Source organism: Clostridium chromiireducens, assembly GCF_002029255.1.
GTDB lineage: Bacteria > Bacillota > Clostridia > Clostridiales > Clostridiaceae > Clostridium > Clostridium chromiireducens.
This window is the reverse complement of sequence record NZ_MZGT01000021.1, coordinates 73,287-81,046: the sequence shown is the minus strand read 5'-3', so window position 1 is coordinate 81,046 and position 7,760 is coordinate 73,287. Positions and strand designations below refer to the sequence as shown.

The 7,760-nt window shown below is 28.7% G+C and carries 5 protein-coding genes; 1 reads left to right on the top strand and 4 read right to left on the bottom strand.

The features are described 5' to 3' along the window. Window positions 1-199: 199 nt before the first annotated feature. The 4 genes from CLCHR_RS09465 to CLCHR_RS09450 form a co-directional block, all read right to left on the bottom strand. Window positions 200-442, bottom strand: a complete 243-nt coding sequence (locus CLCHR_RS09465; protein ID WP_079439466.1) for a hypothetical protein — start codon at window positions 440-442, stop codon at window positions 200-202. 244 nt (window positions 443-686) lie between these two features. Then, on the bottom strand, window positions 687-2,087 hold the full coding sequence (locus CLCHR_RS09460) for an MATE family efflux transporter (protein WP_079439465.1): 1,401 nt from the start codon (window positions 2,085-2,087) through the stop codon (window positions 687-689). A 264-nt stretch (window positions 2,088-2,351) separates the two neighbouring features. After that, window positions 2,352-4,454 carry a bifunctional diguanylate cyclase/phosphodiesterase gene (locus CLCHR_RS09455; protein WP_079439464.1) on the bottom strand — a complete coding sequence of 701 codons (2,103 nt, stop codon included), beginning with the start codon at window positions 4,452-4,454 and terminating at the stop codon, window positions 2,352-2,354. A gap of 372 nt (window positions 4,455-4,826) precedes the next feature. Next, complete coding sequence (locus CLCHR_RS09450) at window positions 4,827-6,224, bottom strand: hypothetical protein (RefSeq protein WP_207652312.1); 1,398 nt, start codon at window positions 6,222-6,224, stop codon at window positions 4,827-4,829. Window positions 6,225-6,694: 470 nt separating this feature from the next. On the opposite strand from CLCHR_RS09450, the gene CLCHR_RS09445 reads away from it, so the two are divergent. Continuing rightward, window positions 6,695-7,693 carry a CAP domain-containing protein gene (locus tag CLCHR_RS09445; RefSeq protein ID WP_079439463.1) on the top strand — a complete coding sequence of 333 codons (999 nt, stop codon included), beginning with the start codon at window positions 6,695-6,697 and terminating at the stop codon, window positions 7,691-7,693. Window positions 7,694-7,760 lie beyond the last annotated feature (67 nt).

Here is a 7,760-nt window from a genome sequence, read left to right as displayed (position 1 = left end):
TGCCTTCGGCGACGGAGGTCTTTTGTCATACACAAAATCAAATGATAAATTGTAAAATTAAACATTTTTACTTAATAGTGTAGATTGATTTTTACTTCTATTTTTTCATAGCTTACTTTACACTATCTTAAATCGCTTTTATATAGATTAACATTGTCATATTTTTACAACACAAATTCCATTATGATTTTTTATATTGTTAATTATAATAACTTTGTTTTCCTTTGCTCTCTTTAAGAATTTTGCCAATATATTGCCCAACTACACCAATAAATCCTAAGATTACTCCAAACATCATCATATTAACTCCAATCCTCATTGTAAAATTCATTAATTCATTTTTATTAAACATAATCTTTACAGTACTAATAAATACTAAAATCATTCCTATAAAAAAATTTGAAATTCTATTTTCATATCTATAAACTAATTTATCATTCATCCTTATCACCCCAAATCAAATGTACTTCTTACTTATTAACTATGGCCTAAAACTCTTTTAGATTGCTTTAACTTATTTATAATTTAATATATTAACCTGTACATTTCCTTAACAAGTAATTTTATTATTGTTCATTTTTCTTCGCAACAGAAAATACCATATTAAAGATAACTTCAACATGGTATTTATATACTAACGTTATATTGTGGAGAATATGTTAAAAATAAATAATTCCTATTCTTTTTTACTTATTCACACAACTACATGCATTTATATCATTCTCGTCTGAATAATTTTCTTTTTCTAACTGTTCTTTTTCTATTTTATTTATAGAAATATAATAAGCGCAAGCAAGTGGGATACATGCTCCAAACCACGCTAAAGGATTTGATAGAGATACTCCTAAGAATCCAAATGTCCTTGACAACATTATCGCAGCTAAAGTTCTCATTAATAATTCCATAATACCTGCAACGGTTGGAATAAAGCTTTGACCTAAGCCTTGAAGAGTGTTCCTGTATATAAAAAGCATTGAAAGCACAAAATAAAATATTCCATTGGAAGTTAAATATATTTGTGATAAGGATATAACTTCCTTTTGATCAAATCCAACGAAAATTGCTGTTAGATATTGTCCTGCGAATATATTAATAATTGCTACAATAACACTGAAAACTACTGATATAAGAACACACTTTCTTACTCCTTCTTTTATTCTGTCATATTTTTTTGCACCATAATTTTGAGCTGTATAGGTAGCCATTGTGATACCTATAGAAATCATTGGCTGAACTGCAATAGTATCAATTTTTTGAGCCGCTGTATAAGCAGCAACAGAAACAGCACCAAGACTATTAAGTGCAAATTGCACTACAAGAGTGCCAATTGCTATTATAGACAATTGAAATGCCATTGGCAGAGAGATTTTTAAATGTTCTATAAAAACACTCTTTGATATTTTCAAATCGCTTTTTGTTAATTTAAGTATTGGTAAATATCTTTTTATGTACCATATACATAATAAAGCTGAAACTCCTTGTGCTAAAACGGTTGCTAGCGCTGCTCCTCTTACCCCCATCTTAAAGATTAAAATAAAACCAAACTCTAAAATTATATTTAAAATACATGCTACTACTAAATATATAAGTGGTGTTCTACTATCTCCCAAAGCTCTTATAACATTTGAAAAGAAATTAAAAAACATTGAAGCTATTATTCCAAGAAATATTATAAACATAAAATTATATGCATCATCTATAATCTCTGCTGGTGTATTTAAGGCTTCTAATATATCCCTAGCAAAAATTGTACTTATTATAGTAAGAACTATAGTTACTATCATACTAATGATTATACCTGTAAAATAACTTTCTTTAATTGCTTTTTTATCACCTGCTCCAAATTTCTGGGCCGTAATAATGGAAAGTCCACCTGTTAAACCTTGAGCAAAGCCTAAAATCAAAAACATGATACCGCCTGTACAACCTACAGCAGCTAAAGCGTTAATACCTATAGTACGTCCAACAATAAATGTATCAGCTATATTATAAAATTGTTGAAATATATTACCAATTAATAATGGAACAGTAAATAATAATATTAATTTGGCAGGATTGCCTTGTGTTAAATTTTTAGTACCAGCCATTAAACTTCCTCCTAAAGACATTTGTAATTTTAACTTATGTTATCGTTAATTACATAAATCATATGAAAAATTCTAAGCATTATCAAGATTTATTTTGTTAATTATCCAAATGCTAGATAACACTACAAATTATACTCTATCAATTTATAAAATGTTACAATTAATTAAAATACCGCTTAAACTTAAAAAATAGATGGCTGGCCATCTATTTTTTTTTGCACATTTCTTTATGTAATTTATCACCTTAATATCGTTAAATAAGTCCTATCCAATATTCAGTAATTTCTCAATTTCCTCTTTAGTAATAGGTTTACTAAAGAAATACCCTTGTCCATAATCGCAACCATTTAATTTCAAAAATTCCAAGTGTTCCTTTGTTTCAATACCTTCTGCAACAATTTTCAAATTTAATTGGTGAGTAAGTTTTATCACATAATCTACAATTACTTCTTCCTCTTCTATTTTTGATATGTTCTTAATAAAATCTTTATCAAGTTTAACAACATCTATTGGTAACTTCTTAATATATGTTAGTGAAGAATATCCTGTACCAAAATCATCTAATGCTATTTTTATATTCATATCTTTTATTTCTCTTAGGACTTTTATAGATGTATTTAAATCATTCATAAGTGCTGTTTCAGTTACCTCAAATTGAATATTATCATTTTTAATTTTTACTCTTGATAGAAAATCTTTAACTTCATTTATGAATCCCTCTCTTGTAACACTTTTGCCTGAGATATTTATGGACATTTTTAAATCAGCATACCCCATATCTTCCCATTGCTTTTTCTGCATTAATGCTGTTTCTAATATCCAACTTTCAATATCATGTATCAATCCATTTTCCTCAGCTAACGGTATAAATTCCATTGGTGGAATCATCCCCCTTATTGGGTGAAACCACCTTATTAATGCTTCTACTCCTATGATTTTTTCACTATTTAAATCAATTATGGGTTGATAAAAAAGATTAAATTCTTTATTTTCTATTGCACGTCTTAAATCATTAATCATTTTTATTTTTTTGGAATTCTCTTCTTGAATTTCTTGCAGATAAAAACAATAATTATCTTTCATATTTTTCTTTACAAAATACATTGCCACATCAGAATTTTTAAGTAATGTAGACAGATTATCGCCATCTTCTGGATAAATTGCAATTCCTATACTATGAGAAATAAAAAACTCTTGTTTATCAATCACCCATGGTCTTCTTAAATATTTTATTAATTTCTGAACTTTATCAATTATTTCCTGCCTATTTTTTATGTCTTCAAAAATAATTGCAAATTCATCTCCACCTAATCTCGCAACAAAATCAGGTGCTTTTACTTGATATTTTAATATATTGGAAATATATTTTAAAAGTAAATCTCCAGAAGTATGTCCCAACGTATCATTTACATGCTTAAAATTATCTATATCCATATAAAGTAAGGCAAATTTTGTATTCGAGTCATTATTTTTATCAGTGTTAATTAACTCATTTACTTTTAGCTCAAACGAAAGTCTATTAGGCAATTCTGTTAACATATCTTTATAAGCTAAAGAATTAAGTTGATTTTGTATTAATTTTTGTTCTGTAATATCTGTGTGAGAACCAGCCATTCTAACAATTTTACCATCAGAATTTCTTATTGCTTTAGCTTTGCTTAATACCCACTTTTCTTCTCCATTTTTGCATACCATCCTGTATATACTTTCGTACGAACTAGAATCAGATAAAATATAGTCATTTATTTCAGAAACAACATTAATTTTGTCTTCCTTATGAATTAAATTTATCCATCCCTGTAAAGTATTCTCCACTTCATCATTCTCGTATCCAAGATAACTTTTCCAGTTCACACAAAAATAATATTTATCTTTTTCCACTTCCCAATCCCAAATACAACAATCTGCACCTTCAACAGCTAATTCATATCTCTGCTCGCTTATAAGAAGTGCATCATTTTGTTTTTCTAATTCTTCAAACTTTTTTCTTAGTTCATCTTCCAATGCTATTAGTTCTTCATTATTAGCACTTAGTGCTTCAAAATTGCTAGCTATTGTTTTTAACGTTTTTTCTACCAAAATAACCCTCTTTAAAACCAATAAGTAGATTAATATCGTGGTTATTAAAACATACAGCCATCCTTTATATGTTGCTACCTCTATATAAATATCCATATTGGTGATGAATTTTCCAAGCAATCTATCAGATAGCAGAATCCATAATGCTCCGATAATTCCGTATATAATTGATATTCTTAGTGCTTCATAATACGGATATATCTTATAATCATTATTTAGATAAAATTCTAAATCTCTCTCTACTATTTCATTATTTCTTCTTTTGTATGATTCTAACTTTTTCAGCAATCTTACTCACCCTCTCATAATTAAAAAATTAAATATTATTATGTTTAATTTCTAAAATAGTGTTAATTTATAGTTCAATTAAAAACTAAACATATATTCATATATTATTATCGACATCATTGTTTAAAATTTGATTATATTATTCAAAATAAATTATACCACTCTCATGTAAAATTTTGTACTAATTTGAAAAAATAATACTATTGATCATGATATGGATTGTTTTCTGCTTAATTAATAAAAGATATAGGTTCACAAATATATGTTATTATTCTATTCTATAATCTCATAAATAAAATAAGACCAGAGATTATTTTTAAACTCTGGTCTAATTAAGAAATAAGCTCACTTATAAATTAGTCGTCCCTATTTCTAAATGATAAACATTGCCACTATGGTCGTAACTACTAAACCTATAACTACTGGCTTAAGGTTTTTCTTTGCTAATTCAAAAGCATCTACACGACAGATAGCTGCTACAGGTATTAGCGCCCAAGGGATTACGGTTCCACCACCTACCCATATTCCTGCTATTTGACCTAGAGCCGTTAGAGTTGCTACGCCTCCACCTATAGCGGTTGAGAATATTTTAGCTATAGATCCAACTAAAGATATTCCTGAAAAACCTGAACCATCCAATCCTGTAATTGCACCAACAACTGTGAGTGTGCTAGCTGAAACAACCGAGTTAATTGGTACATTATTCGCAAGTGCAACTCCTAGATCATTTACTATACCATTAGATCCTTCAGGTAGTATTTTCCCAAAAATCTCAGTAAACGCTGAATCGCCTAAATAAAAGAAGGCAGCTATAGGTATAACAACACCAAAAATCTTAAACCCAAATTGAAGACCACTAACTAGATTATCAGTAACTTTTTCTAAGGAATTCTCCTTATAGATTATTACTGAAATAAAGCTTAATATAAATATTGCAGTACCACCTATAAGAGCTGTAGCATCGCCTCCTTGCAATTTAGCAACATACATAATAAAAATATCTAAAGCAAAAAGAACTAATATTGATAAAGCTAAAATCCTTCTTAATTTTTTTGAATGAATAAGCATTGAGACTTCAGAATTTCCTGTTGTTTCTTCAATTTCATATTCATTAGTTATAGCTCCTGCCTTAATGTCTTTTCTAAGATAATAAAATGCCGCTGTGGTTGTCACTATACCCATTGTAATCACAAGTGGAATACTTGCAGATATAACATTAGCAACAGGTATACCTGCCGCATCTGCTGTGAGTTTAGGTGCTGCTTGGATAATATAGTCACTAGATAAAGCTATACCATGTCCAAATAAGTTCATTGAAATAGCTACCCCCATAGCTGGAAGCCCTGCTTTTTTAGCTATTGGTAAAAATAATGCTCCTATAAGCGCTACTGCTGGTGATGGCCAGAAGAACCATGATAAAATCATCATTACAATTCCGATAACCCAATAAGCTATCCAATAGTTTTTAATAATTCCTTTGAAAGGAGAAACCATTTCATCATTTATTCCTGAATCCATTAACGTGTTACTCATAGCACTGATAATAGAGATAATAAAAATAGTAGGTATAAGCTCCTTCGTTGCATATATAAAACTATTAAATACTCCCATGACGGATTTATACATGGAACCTGTCCCTGCTAATCCTAGAATGAAAATACCTATTATACATAACAGCGATATATCTTTCTTCTTAACCATCGCAAAAATTAATATGATGATAAAGATAAGATAAATATAATGAAGTGGTGTTAATATTAAGTTAATCATGTATTTCACCTATATAAGTTAATATATTGTTATATTATGTCAGAAACATAAACTTAGTTACTTATATTTAGGGGATGTTAGCAAATATTTATTCTTAGCTTATCCTTTCACTCTTTATCCTGATTTTTATAGGAATAATTATCTAAATAAAAGTTTTCTCTTCACCTTTCCTAATAGCTGATATTAGTTTTTTATATAACTATTTTAAAATATTAATGGGGTCTATCCTTTGCATTGAAAGCTTCTTGATGATATCGTGGTGCATTAGGCAACATATAATACCATACTCAAGAGATTTTGTGCCTATTTCATTTAAAAGACTTTAGCAGAAGATTTTCGTCTTGAATGTTGTCGTAAAAATGTTAGTATAGACACATGACCTCACTTGAAAACAGCAAACATTCAAAAAATGTTTATTGTTTATTTGAAATTCAAGGAGGCAAATAAAACATATAGAAGGAGAAAAACTTATGATGAAGAATTCTTTAAGAAAAATAATAACAGCAGTTATCGCAGCTACAACTATTGGTAGTTTCTCATCATTAGGAGTATCTGCAGCAACTTTTGATTCAAATGCTAATACTTATTATAATACGATTTTAAATAACATTTTAAATAAAGGTTTAATAATGAATGACGGCAAATTGTATAACTTTTATAATACAGGTACAATGCAAACAGGAGTTACCAATGTTAATGGACAAACTGATTTGTTAAGCCAATTAGGTATAATGAAAATAGGAAAAACCATAGTAAATAACGAAACTTATACAACTACTTCAAACGGACAACTTTCTAACGAGAAAACACCAGTTGTTGATAAAGTTTTTGATTCAAATAATAACATAGTTAAAGATAATAATAAAACATCTACAGTTAGTACTTCAACAAATAATCAAGAAACAACTGCGAATTCTGGAAGTACACAAAACATAGAAAAAGTTACTAATAATACAGCCAATTTAGATAACATTGATAAGACAAATAATATTAAAAATGATAAAACTACTACTGATGCTTCTTCAAATACGAATTCAGTTGATGTGCAGGGGTTACCTAAATTGCCAACAAAATATTCAATAACGGTACAGGCTTCAGCTGAACAAAAAATTCTTGAATTAATGAATGCAAAAAGAACAGAAGCTGGTCTTCAACCTCTTACTATGGATAATACATTAGTACAAGTAGCAAGATATAAAAGTAATGACATGATACAAAATAACTTCTTTGACCACACAAATCCAGATGGAACTAAGTGGACAAACTGGTTACAAGATATAGGATACAAATATACTACAACAGGAGAAAATATTGCATACAATACTAGTGATCCAGTTGAATTATTTAATCAATGGTGGAATTCACCAGGTCACAGAGCTAATATGATGAATGCTTCATATAATAAAGTTGGTATAGGTGTAATCTACGGAAACGGAAAATATATGGGATCTCAAGAATTTTCAAATTAATAATTATATACAGTTAAAGAGACTAGTTACTTAATTATAATTTTGTAACTAGTCTCTTTTTTTAAAC

What these genes read in the sequence shown, in the direction of transcription:
- CLCHR_RS09465 (WP_079439466.1), bottom strand. Translation starts at nt 442, where the DNA reads ATGAATGATAAATTAGTTTATAGATATGAAAATAGAATTTCAAATTTT.
- CLCHR_RS09460 (WP_079439465.1), bottom strand. Translation starts at nt 2,087, where the DNA reads ATGGCTGGTACTAAAAATTTAACACAAGGCAATCCTGCCAAATTAATA.
- CLCHR_RS09450 (WP_207652312.1), bottom strand. Translation starts at nt 6,224, where the DNA reads ATGATTAACTTAATATTAACACCACTTCATTATATTTATCTTATCTTT.
- CLCHR_RS09445 (WP_079439463.1), top strand. Translation starts at nt 6,695, where the DNA reads ATGATGAAGAATTCTTTAAGAAAAATAATAACAGCAGTTATCGCAGCT.